General features: G+C 40.8%; 18 protein-coding genes and 2 pseudogenes. All 20 read right to left on the reverse strand.

Going from position 1 to position 17,445, the window contains the following annotated elements; all coding sequences use genetic code 11:
* Positions 1–99: 99 nt before the first annotated feature.
* Positions 100–267, reverse strand: a pseudogene (locus PG766_RS17050) (NEAT domain-containing protein); the annotation flags it as partial.
* A gap of 329 nt (positions 268–596) precedes the next feature.
* The gene (locus PG766_RS02850; RefSeq protein WP_118198593.1) at positions 597–1,433 is read right to left on the reverse strand and encodes a hypothetical protein; all 837 of its coding nucleotides are present in this window, start codon (positions 1,431–1,433) and stop codon (positions 597–599) included.
* 19 nt (positions 1,434–1,452) lie between these two features.
* Entirely contained in the window at positions 1,453–2,271 is an 819-nt protein-coding gene (locus PG766_RS02855) for a metal-dependent transcriptional regulator (RefSeq protein WP_118198592.1), read from the reverse strand.
* Positions 2,272–2,309: 38 nt separating this feature from the next.
* Positions 2,310–2,753 (reverse strand): hypothetical protein, encoded by a 444-nt coding sequence (locus tag PG766_RS02860; RefSeq protein ID WP_118198581.1) that lies wholly within the window; start codon positions 2,751–2,753, stop codon positions 2,310–2,312.
* Between the two features lie 189 nt (positions 2,754–2,942).
* The gene (locus PG766_RS02865; RefSeq protein ID WP_243014346.1) at positions 2,943–3,230 is read right to left on the reverse strand and encodes a class B sortase; all 288 of its coding nucleotides are present in this window, start codon (positions 3,228–3,230) and stop codon (positions 2,943–2,945) included.
* A gap of 538 nt (positions 3,231–3,768) precedes the next feature.
* The gene (locus PG766_RS02870) at positions 3,769–4,068 is read right to left on the reverse strand and encodes a type II toxin-antitoxin system RelE/ParE family toxin (protein ID WP_243014344.1); all 300 of its coding nucleotides are present in this window, start codon (positions 4,066–4,068) and stop codon (positions 3,769–3,771) included.
* 13 nt (positions 4,069–4,081) lie between these two features.
* A pseudogene (locus tag PG766_RS02875) lies at positions 4,082–4,300 on the reverse strand (prevent-host-death protein).
* 36 nt (positions 4,301–4,336) lie between these two features.
* Positions 4,337–5,212 (reverse strand): YitT family protein, encoded by an 876-nt coding sequence (locus tag PG766_RS02880; RefSeq protein WP_118198578.1) that lies wholly within the window; start codon positions 5,210–5,212, stop codon positions 4,337–4,339.
* Between the two features lie 322 nt (positions 5,213–5,534).
* Positions 5,535–7,430 carry an ABC transporter ATP-binding protein gene (locus PG766_RS02885; protein ID WP_055157235.1) on the reverse strand — a complete coding sequence of 632 codons (1,896 nt, stop codon included), beginning with the start codon at positions 7,428–7,430 and terminating at the stop codon, positions 5,535–5,537.
* On the reverse strand, positions 7,430–9,181 hold the full coding sequence (locus PG766_RS02890; protein ID WP_117835661.1) for an ABC transporter ATP-binding protein: 1,752 nt from the start codon (positions 9,179–9,181) through the stop codon (positions 7,430–7,432). The genes PG766_RS02885 and PG766_RS02890 overlap by 1 nt, the downstream gene beginning before the upstream one ends.
* The gene (locus PG766_RS02895; protein ID WP_022220303.1) at positions 9,178–9,645 is read right to left on the reverse strand and encodes a MarR family winged helix-turn-helix transcriptional regulator; all 468 of its coding nucleotides are present in this window, start codon (positions 9,643–9,645) and stop codon (positions 9,178–9,180) included. Before PG766_RS02895 ends, PG766_RS02890 begins: the two co-directional genes overlap by 4 nt.
* 125 nt (positions 9,646–9,770) lie before the next feature.
* Positions 9,771–10,541, reverse strand: a complete 771-nt coding sequence (locus PG766_RS02900; protein ID WP_055246697.1) for a YibE/F family protein — start codon at positions 10,539–10,541, stop codon at positions 9,771–9,773.
* Positions 10,535–11,617 carry a YibE/F family protein gene (locus PG766_RS02905; protein ID WP_118198591.1) on the reverse strand — a complete coding sequence of 361 codons (1,083 nt, stop codon included), beginning with the start codon at positions 11,615–11,617 and terminating at the stop codon, positions 10,535–10,537. The genes PG766_RS02900 and PG766_RS02905 overlap by 7 nt, the downstream gene beginning before the upstream one ends.
* A gap of 54 nt (positions 11,618–11,671) precedes the next feature.
* A complete protein-coding gene (locus PG766_RS02910) occupies positions 11,672–12,247 on the reverse strand; it encodes a hypothetical protein (RefSeq protein ID WP_117556994.1) in 576 nt (191 codons plus the stop codon).
* Position 12,248: 1 nt separating this feature from the next.
* Positions 12,249–13,088, reverse strand: coding sequence for a metal ABC transporter permease (locus PG766_RS02915; protein WP_118198576.1), 840 nt, complete (start codon positions 13,086–13,088; stop codon positions 12,249–12,251).
* Positions 13,085–13,795 (reverse strand): metal ABC transporter ATP-binding protein, encoded by a 711-nt coding sequence (locus tag PG766_RS02920; RefSeq protein WP_270590381.1) that lies wholly within the window; start codon positions 13,793–13,795, stop codon positions 13,085–13,087. Before PG766_RS02920 ends, PG766_RS02915 begins: the two co-directional genes overlap by 4 nt.
* Positions 13,796–13,803: 8 nt before the next feature.
* The gene (locus tag PG766_RS02925; RefSeq protein ID WP_118198574.1) at positions 13,804–14,796 is read right to left on the reverse strand and encodes a metal ABC transporter substrate-binding protein; all 993 of its coding nucleotides are present in this window, start codon (positions 14,794–14,796) and stop codon (positions 13,804–13,806) included.
* A 95-nt stretch (positions 14,797–14,891) separates the two neighbouring features.
* Entirely contained in the window at positions 14,892–15,191 is a 300-nt protein-coding gene (locus tag PG766_RS02930) for a hypothetical protein (protein WP_117556986.1), read from the reverse strand.
* A gap of 42 nt (positions 15,192–15,233) precedes the next feature.
* Entirely contained in the window at positions 15,234–15,650 is a 417-nt protein-coding gene (locus PG766_RS02935; protein WP_118198573.1) for a Fur family transcriptional regulator, read from the reverse strand.
* A 430-nt stretch (positions 15,651–16,080) separates the two neighbouring features.
* Positions 16,081–17,322 carry a M20 family metallo-hydrolase gene (locus PG766_RS02940; RefSeq protein WP_182438584.1) on the reverse strand — a complete coding sequence of 414 codons (1,242 nt, stop codon included), beginning with the start codon at positions 17,320–17,322 and terminating at the stop codon, positions 16,081–16,083.
* Between the last annotated feature and the right edge of the window lie 123 nt (positions 17,323–17,445).

A 17,445-nucleotide genomic window follows, 5' to 3' on the forward strand; every position in this document is an offset into this window, starting at 1 on the left:
TGTAACATCAGCAAGTGTTCCATGCGGATTTCCATACTTATCAAGTGTATAACCTGTTGTGAAATATTTCAGCTGACTTAAATATCCAAGTTTCTGTCCCACCGTCAAACCATTGAAGTTCAAAGTAATATAATATTTACCATTCTTTACAGTCAATTTAATAGTATGATCAATCGCTGCATCCGACATAGAAGCTGTTGTTTTATCAACTTTCACCATATTTCCGGTAATAGAATATACACCATCTGCAAGATTGCTAATATTCAATCTACTATTATTTCCATTAGCTTTTTGCTAATAAATCTTTAGTTATGATGTTTAGAGTTCTACGAGAATATTTCCGGTTGCTCGTTCCTAACTCCTTGTCTGAAAGATACCATAATTTGCCATCTGATGTCAATACAATTTTCGCACAAGTTTGTTGTCTGAATTGCAACAAATGAGCCGTTATTTCCTTTGATTTTGTTGCTATTCAGACAACAACAGACGCAAAAGTGCTGTTATTGATAGCATTTTATCAACAACAGCACCTTATTGAAATTTTTTCTTATTTTGTTACATGATATGCGTAAATGAGAATTTTTCTCACTTCTTATTTATACCCAGAAATATAATAATGCAGTACTTTCCGGCATGTGAACCGGTCCTACACTACAGGTTACGGTAACTGGTACAATTCCCATTGTGCCGATTCCCGTCCATCGGTGGATTCTACACGCTTCCATCGGGATTTTCACAATATTATTCTCTATTCTTGCTTCTTCCAAAACTTCATTATGCTCATACTTTAATGTTTTCAGTTTTCCAGCCATCATTTCACCGTTCGCTCTGGAGTGTGCAGCCATCTCTTTCAGCTTTAATTCCAGATAGCTTTCTCCATTCTCCTGAACGATTTCGGCTATATCTTCAAATCCTCTCATCGCCATAGAGTCTCTTCCCTGCCCCTGCTTTTTATTCATCCGGTAAAGCCGGAACACTACCGGATGCCTTTCACATTTCTGCAAATTGTGCTGTATCTCCTGATCCAGTTCATTCTCTTTTTTCTTGTATACTGATTTTTTCTCTGCATAGGCGTTAATCATCAGTTCCAGCATGTGGATGTCGATATTCTCCACCATAACATCCAGTGATTCCCCGATTTCTTCCGGTTTTGCACCGATTTCTTCCAGATATTTTTCAAGATTCTCATACAGGTTGGAATATCGTTCCAGCCATTCTTCTCCTGCAGGAGTAAATTCCAGTGATTCTGTCAGAATTCCTCTTTCTATGCAGTTCTTAAAATAGCGGTTCACCGTTGAACGGTTCACGCCATAATATTCTGCGATACTTCCCTGAGCTCCACGTTTCTTTTCTACTTTTGACAGGCCTTGTAAATATTGCAGTTGCAGCATTGTAGGTCTGTTCTGTCTCTTTAGATGTTCACCTTTTTCCATTTTCTTTGTCCTCTCTTCGTCACCATACATGAATATTCAATTCCCGATAATCGATTGGCAATGGCTTCTGTTCAAAACGGGTAATCGCAATAATTGCCACTGCTTCTGTGACCGGAATTCCTGTATTCGCAGTATAGGTAAAGATGTCTGTCGGCAACTGATAAACACCTTTTTCTTCTTTCGCCTGTATCCATTCTTCATCTCTTCTATACCATACACATCCGATAGATTCATCTTTTTTTGTCTTGAGCCGGAAGCAGTTCTGGGACTTTTTCACTCTCAATATGACGGAGTGTTCCAGTTTCTCATACTCTGTTGCAAGGAATCTCGGATTGCGTCGCTCCGGTTCATACAGTCCGAATGCCATCGGGAAATCGCCATCCTCATAAAAGGTATACAAGTCCATATCGTCATAAATTCGATCGTATACATCACCGTACTGCAGAAAGTTTTCAATTCCTTTTAATCCTTCCGGACTGATATAATGTTCCACTCTACAGGCATCTTCCTGCGCCCTCTTCTGATCCATTCCGCTTACCATCTGGAAGAACTGTGTCAGTTTCTCATGACGTGCAAGGCACTCCATACCTTCCAGTTTTCCCTTATCGCTCAGTTCCAGATGTCCGTTTTCCGGCTCACACAAAAATCCTTTTTTCACCAGACTCCGCACCAGGCCTGCCGCTTCATATCCGGTTATGTTCACTTCTCTGGCATACTCTTTCGATGTGATCTGTCTGCCCTGCCTCCATGTCCGGTAGACATATTCCAGAAGATCTTCTTCTAATTCGCCTCTGGCTTTTGTTACATCAATATTTCTGTTTTCAATCTTCTTTACCATTTTACCTTTCCCACCTGTCTTTTTTATATATTTGTCCGTTACACGATATCCGGTATTTTCTGCAAAAGCCTTCCATCCAGTAAGCATATCGTTTTTTTCTTGGAGCCTTCCTTTTTCTCTGCGACAAACCCCAGATTACAGGTGAAATGTATTTCACCCAACCACTGCTGTTCGTACTCTATGTGAAATGCTGTGGCAGGTATTTTGATGCTGTGATCATTTACTTCTGCCTTCTTCCAGATTCCATGCATATCCTGATACCAGATCGTTCTGTCATCCTCATTTTCTGGATGCTCCGTTAGTTCCAACCAAATTTCCCAAGGTTCTATGTGCAGCCAGCCATCCCTTTCAAACCGCATATCTTCAATAGCTGCTTTTCTCTCTTTTCCGATCTCTGTGGTGTAAAAGGAATACCACATCTGAAAAATCGTCCGCAGAATATCCTTTTGCAGGTATTCTTTTGCCACTTTCTTTGTTTCCATTACTTTTTTCCTCTGTTTTGTTTACCGATTACGCTTTGGTTAGTTTGCTCAAACTATGCAATTTTAATTATATTGTCCTTTTTTCAGGTTTGTCAATGCATTTTCCGCTACAACATTATAATTCCATATAAAAATATCCAAAAATATGTTTTTATTTCTTTTTTCACATACTTTTGGATATTTTCACTCTTAATTTCCTGTTTCCTTTAATTTTGACTCATCCGTAGTCTGTACGTCAACGCAGACTGCATGGATGGCAAGCCGCTTGCTGTATCCGTTCCCTGTACAGGTAGAAAGTGTCAGTATCTTGTTACTGGTCTGCGGCTTTACTCCTGTATCAACAGAAGTATTGATTCTCTTTCCAGAAACCGTCATCCTTATATTTTTCAGGCTCCCGAACATGCTTCCGTCATTCATATTGTGACCGTAGATAATGTTGTAATAATCCGAAAAATCAGATTTGTTAAGGCCTTCCAAAAAGATACACTCTGCGATGTGGCTGTTGCCATGCAAGTCGGTTCTCAGATATTTCTGATTGTCACCTGAATACAGAATTGGATAGTTGATGCCAAGTTCATCCTGATTATCAAACCGTATCCATCCGATAACATCTGAATTTTCAGCTTTCAGTTTGTCAAATTCTACTTTTACATCTGTAGCCCACCAGTCTTTTTTCTTCTGTCGTACTGTCTGTTGCCTATCATGTCCGGCTCTGCCTAAACTTCCATGAAAGTTGTTCTTTCGGCTGGTTGGTAAAAGATGGCATACGGTGCGGCGGTTCTTGGGTTTTTAAAGATTGTGACGCTGTATCGGGATTTGGTGATGATGTCTTTTTTAGTATAAAAAATTACTACTTTTTGCAATATTCATAAATATTAAACGGTTCTTCTCTTTTTTCAAATAAGATATCAGCTTCTTTCCTTTGATGAAAATCTGATTTCTGACACTCTTGGTCTCCTTTTTCCTGCACTAAAAAACGCCACAAATTGTGACGTTTTTTAGTACCCTTTATATTTCAGTGAGATTTCTTGATTCTAAAACTCACTTTTCCATATTTTATAGTTACCACTGCAACAACTTTTTCATTCTCAAACACTTCATAAACGATAATATAGTTTTCTACAGTCAACTGCCTATATCCTTTAAAAGCATAAAATCCATATTTTCTTTCTGCCTCTCGATATGGCTGTTCTTCCAAACTTAAAATTGCTTTTTCAAGTTTTTCTGCCAGTGCAATTGCATTATCAGCATAATTACTAACAAGAAGTGCCTGCTCGTATATCTTATCAATATCTCTATATGCCTGTGGAAACATTTTTACGGTATATTTATCCCAAATGTTTCCTCCTGAGTTCTCCCAATGCCTCACGTGCATCTAATAATTCTGCACCTTCTGCGACTTCCCGTTCTGCTTTAAAAATTGCCTTATCAATCTGATTTGTGCTGAGTAATTCTTCATAAGTTTCCATACTCATAACTACTAAATCTCCATAACCATTTTTTGTAATAAATACTGGTTGCTATTGTTTGTGACATATTTCAGATATTTCATTTGTATTTCTTAAACCTGATGGAGTAGATCACTAACTTCTTTCTTCATTTTCCAAAACCTTCTGCTGATATCTCATGTCTGCCACCGTGTACACTGTGACGAAAGCCTTCGGATCAAGATTATTGATATAATTCATGAGTTTCTGATACTCATTTTTATCTACGATCGTAATGATCTCGTGTCTTTTATCTAAATTGTACGCTCCGATGGCATCATAAATGGTTGCTCCACTATGAAGCTCATGCAGAATAAAATTCCGAAGTTCTTCTTCATACTTTGTAATAATACATACTCTTCGTTTCAGATTCTGCCCGAAGATAAAATGGTCTACCACCATCCCATTAAAATAAGTACCAAGAACGCTTAAAACCACCGTCTTCTTATCATATACAAGTGCTGCCGAAAGCGCCACACACATACCGGCTAAAGACATGGCTTTCCCCAATTCGATGTGCAGATATTTATTCATGATCTTAGCCACAATATCAAGTCCGCCGGAAGAAGCATTCATATTAAAGAGAATACTGAGTCCTACACTGACTACCAGAACATAACAGAGGACATCCAGTTCCTGGGTTTTTGTCAGGGAACCGATATTCGGGAAAATCCGTTCAAAAATACCGATAAATACCGGCAGTAAGATACTGGTATACACGGTTTTCGTACCAAATTCCCGTCCACATGTTATGAATCCGATGATCAAAAGAACAACATTCAGGACCATCGTGATCACTGAAAGCGGTAAAGGTATAAAATTCGTAAGAATAATTCCAAGACCGGAAATACTGCTGACCGATGCATGGCTCGGCACCAGAAAGAAATAAACCGCTGCAGCGATAATTGCCACTGCAGCGGTAAGTGTAAATAGTTCCCATGCAACTTCTTTGCAATTGATTTGTTTTTTCATCCCCAAACCTACCCTATCATGACATTTTTATAGAACTGCTATTTTACTTCTCTGCTCGGAAGGACTTGCAGTGCTATATATACAAGTATAGCGTATGCACAAAAAAATTGATAGTATTTTTTAATTTATGTAAATTTTTATGTAAATTTTGTTGAATCCTGCTGTTACTGTTCACTCCCGTGTCAATCACTACGCTGATTGGCACGGAGGATGCACGTTTTATCTTGAACGGCATCTCGCCCATCGCCAAAGGCGATTTAAAATGGCGAGATGCGTTGCTGGTCACAGGTACTGTGAACAGTAACATCCTGTCTTTTGAATCTTATTCAGCAATTGCATTCCCGGTGTACAACTGATAATATTTTCCCTTTTCTGAAATCAGTTGGTCATGGGTACCTCTTTCGATAATGCGTCCCTGTTCCAGAACCATGATACAGTCGGAATTCCGAACCGTAGACAGACGGTGTGCGATCACAAACGTAGTACGTCCATGCATCAGTCTGTCCATGCTTTCCTGAATAATACGTTCAGTACGCGTATCAATAGAGCTTGTAGCCTCATCCAGGATCAGTACCGGCGGATCTGCAACTGCTGCTCTGGCAATTGCAAGAAGCTGTCTCTGTCCCTGGCTTAAGTTTGCTCCATCCCCGGTGATGACCGTATCATATCCTTCCGGAAGTCTGCGGATAAATCCATCTGCATTTGCCAATTCTGCTGCTGCAAAAATTTCTTCATCTGTTGCATCCAGTTTTCCAAAACGGATATTGTCTTTTACCGTTCCTGTGAACAGATGTGTATCCTGCAGTACAATTCCAAGGGAACGTCGCAGATCCGCTTTCCGAATCTTGTTTATATTAATTCCATCGTAGCGGATTTTTCCATCCTGAATATCATAAAACCGGTTGATCAGATTTGTAATAGTTGTTTTTCCTGCTCCTGTCGAACCTACAAAGGCAATTTTCTGTCCTGGCTCTGCATACAATTTCACATCATGAAGCACGATCTTGTCATTATTGTACCCGAAATCCACACCATCAAATACTACATTTCCCTTAAGCTCAATATAATCTACCGAACCATCTGCCTGATGTGTATGCTTCCATGCCCAGCATCGGGTATGTTCCTTACATTCTATAAGTTTTCCATTTTCTTTTTTCACATTGACCAGAGTCACATACCCGTCATCTACTTCCACTTTCTCATCCAGAAGGGTAAAGATACGCTCTGCTCCTGCAAGTGCCATTACAATAGCATTCATCTGCTGGCTGACCTGGTTGATCGGCATACTGAAGCTTTTATTGAATGTCAGAAAGCTTGCCAGTGCACCCAGTGTAAATCCTCCCACACCATTCAGCGCAAGGGCACCTCCGACAATCGCACAGACTACATAACTGATATTTCCGATCTGCGCATTCAAAGGTCCGAGGTAGTTTGCATAGGTATTCGCACGGTCTGCGCTTACAAAAAGTGCCTCATTCAGCTCTTTAAATTCTGCCTTACTTTCTTCCTCATGGCAGAAGACCTTGACAACCTTCTGTCCATTCATCATTTCTTCAATATAACCATTGACTTTTCCAAGATTTTTCTGCTGTTCCAGGAAATATTTCCCGCTCTGTCCGGCGGCTTTCTTGGTACCAAATATCATAATTGCAACCATGATCATCGTCACAACCGTAAGTGGAATATTTAAGATCAACATACTGACAAATACACTGATGATCGTAAATCCGCTGTTGATGATCTGCGGAATACTCTGGCTGACCATCTGCCGCAGGGTATCGATATCGTTCGTGTAAATTGACATGATATCACCATGTGCATGGGTATCAAAATATTTGATTGGCAGCTTTTCCATATGTTCAAACAGCTCATTACGCATATTCATCATCATTCCCTGTGTCACATTGATCATGATACGGTTATATGCGTAAGTCGCAACGATTCCGATTCCGTAAAATACCGCAACCCTTTCAATTGCATGTGCAAGCGGTGAAAAGTTCGGTGTACCGTCAGACAGCAAGAACGGTGTAATATATTTGTCGATCAGATCTCTTGTAAACATCGTTCCCTGCACATTTGCGATAACTCCTACAAATATAAGGATAAATACTGCAATACAATGAACTTTATAATCACGGAAAATGTAGTTTATCAGACGCATCAAAAGTTTCCCCGGATATTTCACTTTATTCTGTGGTCTTCCCATCGGTCTTGGCATTATGCTTCACCTCCGTTTTCATCAAAATCTCCTCCGCCCTGAGTCTGCGATTCGTATACTTCGCGGTAAATTTCATCGGTCTTCAGCAATTCTTCGTGTGTACCAAATCCATGAACCTGCCCTTCATCCATAACGATGATACGGTCTGCATCCTGCACACTGGATACACGCTGTGCAATGATCAGCTTTGTTGTATCCGGGATTTCTTCACGGAATGCACGGCGGATCTTCGCATCTGTAGCAGTATCTACCGCACTGGTACTGTCATCCAGGATCAGGATCTTCGGTTTCTTAAGCAGTGCTCTTGCAATACACAGTCTCTGCTTCTGACCACCGGATACGTTATTTCCTCCCTGCTCAATGTGGGTATTATATTTATCCGGGAAACGCTCAATGAATTCATCTGCACATGCAAGCCGACATGCTTCCATACATTCTTCGTCGGTCGCCTCTTTGTTTCCCCAGCGCAGGTTATCCAGAATACTTCCGGTAAACAGTACATTTTTCTGCAATACAACAGATACCTGGTTTCTCAGTACTTCCAGATCATAATCCTTAACATTCTTTCCGCCAACCAGGATTTCTCCGCCTGTCACGTCATACAGACGACTGATCAGATTCACCAGACTCGTCTTCGCACTTCCGGTTCCTCCAATAATGCCAATCGTCTCACCGGAATGGATGTCCAGATTGATATTCTTCAGGACTTTCTCTGCACTGTCTTTTTTGTAAGCAAAATCTACATTCTTAAATGAAATACTTCCATCTTCCACTTCATAAAGCGGATGTTCCGGATTATGGATATCGCTGGTTTCACCCAGTACTTCTGCTATACGCCGCATACTTGCCATACTCATGGAAATCATGACAAATACCATAGACAGCATCATCAGACTCATCAGAATGTTCATACAGTATGCAAGAAGACTCATCAACTCTCCTGTTGTCAACGATTTCACTACGATCATCTTTGCACCAAACCAGCTGATCAGGATGATGCAGGTATAAACAGTGAACATCATGATCGGTGAGTTCCATATAACATTTTTCTCTGCTCTTACAAAAATATCGTAAATATTCTTACTTGCATACTGAAATTTACTTGTTTCCTGTTCTTCTCTTACATATGCTTTTACTACACGGATCGCAGATACATTTTCCTGAACGGATGCATTTAAAGCATCATATTTTGGAAATGCCTGCTGGAAATAAGCCGTTGCATGACGAATGATAAAGAAGAGAATCACTCCCAGGATCACAACTGCCACAAGGTAAATACTTGCCAGTCTGGCATTGATCATAAATGCCATCACCATTGCACAGATCATACTTGCCGGTGCTCTCATCATCATACGCAGCATCATCTGGTACGCATTCTGCACATTGGTCACATCTGTTGTCAGACGTGTAACCAGACCTGCTGTACTGAAATGATCAATATTTGCAAACGAATAGGTCTGGATCTGATCGAACATCTTATTTCTCAAATTCTTCGCGAACCCGGTCGAAGCCTTTGCTCCGTATCGTCCTCCTGCCATTCCGGCAAGCAGGCCACAAAATGCAGCCACGATCATAATTCCACCAACTTTGTAAATATGGTGAATATCTCCGGTATTGACACCCTTATCGATAATAGATGCCATCAGAAATGGAATCAATGTCTCAAACAATACTTCCAGAATCATAAAAAACGGTGTTGCGATCGATGCCGCTTTATATTCTTTTACTTCTTTTAATAAAGTCCGAATCATGAATTCTCTCCTTTCATTTTTTCCATATTGTAATAAACTTTATCGATCACATGCATAAATGCATGTAATTCTTCTTCTGTAATGCCTTCTTCCAACTGCGCATCCATTTTCTGAAAAATTTCTCCCAGTTTTTCATGGTTTTCCCGTCCTTTTTCTGTCAGCATTACTTTTTTCAGACGCGCATCATTTGCAACCGATGCACGGCAGATGTACCCTTTTTTCTCCAGAGTCTGGATAATATTTGTTACCGCTGAACGGCAGATACCAAAATACTTTTCTATATCTTTCTGATAAATTTCCTTATCCTGATGTTCATATAGATAACGTAAGATCCAGCCATGCATCAGGGCAATCTCATCCAGTCCTTCTTCTTTTACACGCATTTCCAGCAGTTTTGAAATCGAACGGTCTATCCGGTGCACCTGATGTCCTACGTGGATTCGCTCTTCACATCCTTCACACAAATGACTTTCCTCCTTCCACTTTTTGCTTCTTCAAAAAAAGAAAACTGTTCACGAATAAATTGTTCATTCGTAAACAGTTTAATCTTAAACAAGTTTATCACAGATATTTCCCTGCTGTCAACCTGCTATTTACTATTTTCCATCCAATCAAAAAGCTCACAGTTTTTTGCGATCAAAACCGCTGAAACCGGCATTATCATTGTGCAGGAAATTGCTCCAAAAATCATGGAAATACAGTTCTGAAAAAGAATTTTGGAGTTGAGCAACAGCTCAATGGAGTAATTCTGCATTCTCAAATACGCGAATAACAACAGCGATTCTCCCAGATATGCAAACAATAACGTATTAACCGTTGTTCCGATCACATCTTTTCCAATCTTCATTCCACTTTGAACCAGTTTGTTCATTTTGATATCCGGCTTATGACATTTCACCTCATATACGGAAGTTGTTACTGTCAGTGCCATATCGATCACAGCTCCTAATGTGCTGAGTACAATTACGGCTGTTGCAACCTTGGGCATACTGATATCCAGGTTCATATTATAATAGAAAACATCTTCTCCGGCTGCCTGGATCTCATTCAAGCCTCCCGCCCCACTTTTCCATACGACCAGATAAATAAATGCAAATAACACACACATTGTAATTGCAACCGCAAGAAATGCACTCCAGGTTTTAATATTCGTCCCATTTTGATAAAACAAAGTGATACAGGAAATTAAAATTCCTGCACCGGCAGTAACCAAAAACACGGGTGCTCCGACGGCATAAAGCCAGATTGCAAGACTCAGGCACAAAATATTTCCAGCCAGAGCGATCAGAGACATGGCGCCTCTGTCCCCTCCAACAAGCACTATTACTATCATTAGAATCAGTCCCAATATGATCAACATCTTTTTTCCCTCTTTTTCACAGATAGTTTCATCATAACTGCTGTTATGAAAATAGACACTGGGATCGCCAGTACAATTCCGATACTTTCTACAAAGAAACGGCATAATTCACATGGAATATGCAATTTTACAATGGTAACAAAACGCACCTCATTGTTCATCCGGATCAAACATGTAGGGATCAGACCGCAGCCAAACACAAACAACAGCACATTGATCATTGTTCCCATAATGTCATATCCGATCTCTCTGCCCGAACGGAAAAGTTCCACAAATTTTACTTCCGGTTTCTGCTCAACAATCTCGCTTAAAGCCACCGATATGGCAACCGCCACATCCATGATGGCACCGAGTCCTGACAACAGGATCTCTGCATGGAAAATTTCATCCGGATTATCAATACTGCCCAGATATTCCATCGTCGAATAATCCAGTTCTTCCATATGCTGCATAACAAGATCAAATATCCCCATGATCATAAGCAGGACACATAGTGTTGTCAATAGTGCGGCAAAAGTTTTCCTGTGGATTCCATTTAATCCAACAAGCGTTACCACTGCGAAAAAAAGAATCAGTCTGCTACATACACTCAGAATTTCCGATGTGTCATCCGCCGTCCAGAAACCGATCACAAAAATCAGAATATTCAACATTGCTGTTATGATCGTCAAACCGCCCTGCCGTCCGGCAATCCCAAGGAGCAGAAGTGCAAGGAAGCCAAGCATAACAACCAGCATCGTATCCCGCTTTACTCCAATGATCGATGATCCCTTATAAAACACCCGGTCACCTTTATGGTATTTTTGGTCAACCATTTCTGTTGTTGTGTATTCATTGGCAATCCGGACTTCTTTTCCTTTGTCTTTTCCGTTTAGGATCTTACCATAAAGACTCTGCTTATATTTCGTTTCTTCTGTTCCACGGGTACTTTTGCTTTTCCCTTCTACAATTGTCACTACTTTTGTCACTTTCACGATCGGTGTCTGATACAGCCAGGCATCATTCATGACAAACAAAATTGCCAGCAGATACAACACACCTGCCACACAATAAAATCTTCCTTTTTTGTTTTTCATCAAATATCTGCTAATCTTTTTCCCGTATTCCTTCATGATCCATCTTTTCTCTTCTTATTTTTTTATCTGCATATCCGCATCTGTGATCCTGCAATACAAAGTCTCATCATTTGGTTCTTTATATGTCTCGAACGTTCCCTGAACGATAATTTCTGTTTCCTGTTCCGGATAATCTTCATCCGACAATTCTTCCTCATTTTTCCGGACAAATTCCAGTCCCTGCGCGCAGCACGCCAGCGCATCTTTGATCACGCAAAAATGATAGGTATTCCCTGTCGCTTCATCCTTACTTATATAATAATTCCCGTCGATCCGGATTGTTTTTCCTTCATACTGCTCCGGTTCCATCATCATCTGGTAAACTGTCGCGTAAACCATATCACTGTTCATTTCTGTAAGATCATAATCTACATCTTCTGTCTCCGTATTTTCTGAAGTGTCTGTACTTTCTTTTTTCTTGTCCTTTTCCTCTGTCTGTTCCTTCTGTTCTTCCGCTTTTGTCTGTTTCTCTAATACATCATTAACAGATTTCCCGTTATTCACTTTCTTGTTGCTGCTTGCATTATCTCTGCATCCGGTTATCAAAAGAATTCCCACAAACAATATCAGCCATTTCTGTAATTTTTTCACTTTATTTCCCTCCCGCGATTTTTTCGATCATGCAGCAGATCAAAAAGGCCACAATATCGGCTGCCACGATCGTTGAACCAACCGGTGTTCCTGCCAGGATTGACAAAAGCATCCCACTGATCGCACAGCACACAGATAATACAACCGAACATACCGTTACACTGAAAAATGTTTTAAAGATACGCATCGCGGATAGTGCTGGAAAGATGACCAGTGCCGAGATCAGTAACGAGCCTACCAGGTTCATTGCAAGTACGATGATCAGCGCTGTGATCACGGCGATCAGCAAATTATAACGGTCTGCCCGGATGCCTGTTGCCTTTGCGAACGTTTCATCAAAGGTCACGCAGAAAATTTTATGATAAAATACGATAAATAACATAACAACCACAACCGACAATACCACACACAGCCACACCTGTTCAATCTTCAATGTCAAAATAGAAGTAGATCCAAATAATGTAGTACATACATCTCCTGAAAGATTAGGACCTGTCGCAAATACATTCATAAGCAGATAACCGATTGCAAGTGCTCCAACTGAGATCATTGCAATCGCCGCATCTCCTTTTATTTTTGTATTTTGTCCTGTCCGTAATAATAAAATCGCACATACGACCGTTACCGGAAGGATAAACAGCATATTGTTTGTAATATTTAAAACCGATGCCACCGCCATCGCTCCAAATGCAACATGGGATAAGCCGTCTCCGATAAACGAAAATCTTTTCAATACCAGTGTCACTCCAAGCAAGGAGGAACAAAGTGCGATCAGTACGCCAACGATCAATGCATACCGCACAAAAGGATATCCCATATAAAATATCAGCTTTTCTATCATTTTTTCCCTCCTGTATTTCCTAGAACACTTCTCTTCGTATGCGCCCGCAGATAATTTTCTTTCGATTCAAAAATAACTTCCTGACCAATCTGCAGGATATGACTTGCATATTCCATTGCCCCACGGATATCATGTGATATCATAATGATCGTTATCTTGTCTTCCCGGTTGATCTTCTCAATTAACCGATACATTTCTTCTGTCATTTGTGGATCCAGCCCGGAAACCGGTTCATCCAGAAGCAGAATTTTCCTGGTCGCACAAAGTGCTCTTGCAAGCAGAACTCTCTGCTGTTGCCCTCCGGACAATTCTCTGTAGCAACGTTTTGACAGATGAGTGATCTGCAGTTTTTTCATCATCTCTTCTGCGTATTTTTTCTCTTTTGTACGGTAAAACGGCCAGAAGCCAAGGTGATTCTGACATCCGGAGAGAACAATTTCTCTCACGGATGCCGGAAAATCTTTTTGCACCTCTGTCTGCTGTGGCAAATATCCGATTTCATTCTTCTTCAGTCCATCATGGAATTCTATTTTCCCGCTCACCGGTGGTAAAAGTCCCAGTAAAGTCTTCATAAAAGTAGATTTCCCAGCCCCATTTTCCCCGATCACACACAGATAATCCCCTTTCTTTACCGAAAGGTTTATATTCTGCACGACTGTTTTTCCTTCATATCCGATTGCCAGATCCCGACATATAATTTGTGCCATATTCCCTCCTACTGCAAAGCTTCTTTTAATACTTCAAGATTCTTTTCCATCACTGACAGGTAGGTTGTGCCATTCTTCACATCATCCGATGTTGTAGACTGCATAGTATCCAGTGTCAGGATCTTCTGATTTTTCTCTTTGGTGTTCTCAATGATCGTCTTTGCAATTTTCTGATTGGAATTTTCAATCGCCATGATATCCTTTAGTCCCAACTCATCTACTTTATTCGCCAGGAATGAAATTGTATCAAAGCTTGCTTCACTTTCTGCCGAGCATCCGACAAATGCAGCATAATAGCTTAATCCATAATCATCTACCAGATAACGGAATGGAAAACGATCACCAAACAGCAGTGTTTTCTGTGACGCGCCATCAACAACTTCCTGGTACTTAGCATCCAGGTCTTTCAGCTTTTCACTGTATGCAGATGCATTCTCCTGATAAATATCCTTATGATCCGGATCTGCTTTTTCCAGCGCGTCTGCAATTGCCTTACTCAGCACTTCTGCATTTTTTACAGACAGCCATACATGCTCATCATATTCCGGTTCTTCTTCCTCTCCGCCTTCTTTCTCTTCTTCAGGCTCCATTCCTTCGATCACTTCTTCCTCTTTCGCATTGTTTCCAAGTACATCGAGCAGATTGACCACCTGCATATCTTTATTCTTCGCCTGTTTTAACGCATCATCCACCCATGCATCCGATTCGCCGCCGACATATACGAACAGATCACAATCCGATACTTTCATGATGTCCTCTGCAGTCGGCTGATAACTGTGCAGATCCACACCATTGTCAAGAAGCATGGTGATATCCATCTGATCCGCTTCTTCTCCCGCAATCTGACGTACCCAGTCATATTCCGGGAAAATGGTTGTCACAACTTTAATATCAGAATCTTTCTGAACTTTTGTTTCTTTATTGGAATTTTCCTTCCGGCAGGCAGAAATGCCCAGAGTCGCCATCGCAGCGGCCAGTAGAATTGCTATATACTTTTTCATGAATAAAACCTCCATTATCTACACTTATTAAAAAATGGTACACCAAAGGAAAGGTATGACTTTTCATACCCTTTCTGCTTTATAAAAAGTTTTATTCAATCATTTAATCTTACCTTTTGATGAACTAACGAAATGGACAAAATGATCCAGAGCCCCGGTAAAGCAACAGTTTCTGCGATAAAGATCACCGGACTGGCGAAAAATCCTACTGCAGGTGTTGTTCCCAGATTCCGAAGGACCTGCTTTGCCTGATGAACGCAGGCACAGATTGGGCAGTCCTTTCCCGTACAGTTATGATTTTCCTCTCTGGCAACATAAAAAAGAGAAGCAAAGGTTACAAATATAAGAAAAATACATATAACCGCTGCCATACTTTTTTTCTTTCCTGTATCCATCTCCTTCTCCTTTCCCAGATTTCATCTGTTAATAAATTTTATCTATTCTTTCTTACTGCATTCACCGCAGATTCCGTAAAACACGGTACGATGCGGATCCATCTGAAAATCATGATGCTGCTGCATATGCTGTTTTAAGCTTTCTACCTCATTGCACTGTAAATGGATCAGCTTTCCACATTTCTCACATTTACAATGATAGCAGTTTTCATGTTCTTCCCCATGATCTCCGATATATTCAAAACAGGCACTGCTCGAACCGTCTACTACATACTTCGCGACCAGACCTTCTTTCACCATCTTCTCCAGATGACGGTAAATGGTCGTGGTTCCGACGGAAATCCCTTTTTCCCTGAAAAAATCGCAGATTTCATTCACAGTAACATGTCTTCCCTGTACCGATTTCAGGAAGGTAAGTATTTCGGTCATTTGTTTTGTTTTATATGGTGCTTTTGCCATACTGACCTCCTCCCTTCAATTTGGAAATCGTTTTCATTTTATCACATTATTTTTGTATGTCAATGGAATTTGAAAATGTTTTTCATTTTTGTTTTTCATTTTACAATAAAATTTCCCGCATAAACTTTCGTCTATACGGGAAATTTTTCTTTCTGTTATCTTCTTTTTCTTCTGACCACCCTGGTTGTTCCGTACACCTTTGCTGCCTTGTCCACCACCTGACTCTGCATACGACAATGTGTCCTTCTCCCCTTCGTACTTGGATTTTACTTTCTGACTCTTATTGATGTTCTTATACTTAACAGCATCAGAGCAGGCAACCAAATCTTTGATTCCTAAGTCTATGCCGATTCCATCATCATTAAGCGTTTTGTTGCATAAAGGAGCTGGCTTCTTTTATCCTCCGGATTCGCTTCTCTGATCAGATAGCTTAACCGACAAGATTTTCCATAGTATCTGCCAGCACCTGCGCTCCTGCAAATATGTCGTCCCATGCCGTATCTTCATATGGTGAATGACTTACGCCTCCGATACTTGGCACGAAAATCATTCCCACATCGCAGATATGTGCCATCGATAAGGTATCATGAAACGGACCACTTGGCATACGCATATATGTATATCCCCGCTTTTTGCACACATCTTCGATTGTGTCTACGATTGCTTCATTCATCATCTCTGCCTTTGCATCTTTCAGACACTTCTGGGTACTCTCTACATGAAATCTGTCCGAAATTTTCACTGCCGCTTCTTTTATTTCCCGGATTCCCTGTGCCCTGCGCTCCATATCTGTATCTCTGATGTCGATCGTATAGTCTACTCTTCCCGGAATTGTATTGATTCCACCCGGATGTACTTTGAGTGTTCCTACTGTTGCCACAAACATATCTCCCAGACGGGATGCTATTTTTTCTACTTCTGCAATATAATTTGCAGCAGCCGTCATTGCATCTTTCCGCATATTCATCGGTGTGCCGCCTGCATGATTTGCTTCCCCCTCAAAGCTTCCTTCAATCCAGTATGGACCTTTGATCCCGGTTACAATCCCTATCTGCCTGCTTTCCTGTTCCAGCACAATTCCCTGTTCAATATGAAGTTCAACAAATTTTTCATATTTATCTGCGTGCGCTGCCTCTTCCAGTTTTTCCGGATGATATCCGCACTTTTGCATTGCCGCCTCTTCACTGATGCCCTCATTGTCTGTATATTCACTAAGCGGTCGTTCCATTCCAAGACCGGCAATTACCTTACTTCCGACCATACCTGCATTAAATCTGGCACCTTCTTCATCTGTAAAAAGAATTACTTCAAACGGGCTTTTTAATTTTACATGATTTTCTTTCAGGCACTGTGCCACTTCAATCCCTGCTATACTTCCGAGTAATCCGTCAAATTTTCCTCCATTTCGTACCGTATCGATGTGGGAACCTGTTGCGATCACACCATGCAGCTCCTTTTCATTCCAGTTATCCGGATACAGGCGTCCCATAAGATTTCCAGCTGCATCGATTTCTACCTCCAGTCCTGCTTCCAGCATCATCTCTTTTGCCATCATCCGCGCTTTCGTCTCTTTTTCGCCGAACGCCAGACGTGTATAACCGCCTGTCTCATCCCGGCTCATCTCATTGATCCGCTCTATCCTTTCCTTTAATCGCTCCTGCTTGATCTGCATATCCATTACTCCTTCCTACTGTAATTTTCATTCTGCTCCCACTCTCTTTTCTATCTTGATAGTACATCAAATAGCTCTCAGAATCCACGATATTCTTACCAAAATTTTTCTTCCCGGTTCAAA

Source organism: Coprococcus sp. LG101-27, from assembly GCF_027695515.1.
Lineage (GTDB): Bacteria > Bacillota > Clostridia > Lachnospirales > Lachnospiraceae > Allocoprococcus > Allocoprococcus comes.

What these genes read in the sequence shown, in the direction of transcription:
- PG766_RS02850 (WP_118198593.1), bottom strand. Translation starts at nt 1,433, where the DNA reads ATGGAAAAAGGTGAACATCTAAAGAGACAGAACAGACCTACAATGCTG.
- PG766_RS02855 (WP_118198592.1), bottom strand. Translation starts at nt 2,271, where the DNA reads ATGGTAAAGAAGATTGAAAACAGAAATATTGATGTAACAAAAGCCAGA.
- PG766_RS02860 (WP_118198581.1), bottom strand. Translation starts at nt 2,753, where the DNA reads ATGGAAACAAAGAAAGTGGCAAAAGAATACCTGCAAAAGGATATTCTG.
- PG766_RS02870 (WP_243014344.1), bottom strand. Translation starts at nt 4,068, where the DNA reads ATGTTTCCACAGGCATATAGAGATATTGATAAGATATACGAGCAGGCA.
- PG766_RS02880 (WP_118198578.1), bottom strand. Translation starts at nt 5,212, where the DNA reads ATGAAAAAACAAATCAATTGCAAAGAAGTTGCATGGGAACTATTTACA.
- PG766_RS02885 (WP_055157235.1), bottom strand. Translation starts at nt 7,430, where the DNA reads ATGCCAAGACCGATGGGAAGACCACAGAATAAAGTGAAATATCCGGGG.
- PG766_RS02890 (WP_117835661.1), bottom strand. Translation starts at nt 9,181, where the DNA reads ATGATTCGGACTTTATTAAAAGAAGTAAAAGAATATAAAGCGGCATCG.
- PG766_RS02900 (WP_055246697.1), bottom strand. Translation starts at nt 10,541, where the DNA reads ATGTTGATCATATTGGGACTGATTCTAATGATAGTAATAGTGCTTGTT.
- PG766_RS02905 (WP_118198591.1), bottom strand. Translation starts at nt 11,617, where the DNA reads ATGAAAAACAAAAAAGGAAGATTTTATTGTGTGGCAGGTGTGTTGTAT.
- PG766_RS02915 (WP_118198576.1), bottom strand. Translation starts at nt 13,088, where the DNA reads ATGATAGAAAAGCTGATATTTTATATGGGATATCCTTTTGTGCGGTAT.
- PG766_RS02920 (WP_270590381.1), bottom strand. Translation starts at nt 13,795, where the DNA reads ATGGCACAAATTATATGTCGGGATCTGGCAATCGGATATGAAGGAAAA.
- PG766_RS02925 (WP_118198574.1), bottom strand. Translation starts at nt 14,796, where the DNA reads ATGAAAAAGTATATAGCAATTCTACTGGCCGCTGCGATGGCGACTCTG.
- PG766_RS02930 (WP_117556986.1), bottom strand. Translation starts at nt 15,191, where the DNA reads ATGGATACAGGAAAGAAAAAAAGTATGGCAGCGGTTATATGTATTTTT.
- PG766_RS02935 (WP_118198573.1), bottom strand. Translation starts at nt 15,650, where the DNA reads ATGGCAAAAGCACCATATAAAACAAAACAAATGACCGAAATACTTACC.
- PG766_RS02940 (WP_182438584.1), bottom strand. Translation starts at nt 17,322, where the DNA reads ATGCAGATCAAGCAGGAGCGATTAAAGGAAAGGATAGAGCGGATCAAT.